Origin of the sequence: Limimaricola sp. G21655-S1 (genome assembly GCF_027213785.1) — a bacterium.
In the GTDB taxonomy this organism is placed as follows: domain Bacteria; phylum Pseudomonadota; class Alphaproteobacteria; order Rhodobacterales; family Rhodobacteraceae; genus Limimaricola.
This window is the reverse complement of sequence record NZ_JAPWGO010000385.1, coordinates 1-251: the sequence shown is the minus strand read 5'-3', so window position 1 is coordinate 251 and position 251 is coordinate 1. Positions and strand designations below refer to the sequence as shown.

Sequence of the window (251 nt, the reverse complement as noted above, 5' to 3'; positions counted from 1 at the left end):
GCATAATACTCAAGGTCTTCCGTAGGAAACTCAAAAGACTCTGAGAGGCAAAACTCTCCAGCCTGTACCCATGAAATCAAGGGCACCATTTTGATCTCGCTACTTGAGAGGGGGGCGAGCTCAATCAGTTGTTTTGAATGGAGTGATGGAGAACCAAACAAAATGACCTCAGGACCAACGCCCAACGCTTGGCCGAGAATGATTGCATCATCGGCACTGATTTTGCGAGTTCCCACCTCATAGTTCCCAAT

The 251-nt window shown here is 47.8% G+C and carries 1 pseudogene; it reads right to left on the bottom strand.

Annotated elements, in window-relative coordinates:
* A pseudogene (locus O4G76_RS21175) lies at positions 1-251 on the bottom strand (hypothetical protein); the annotation flags it as partial.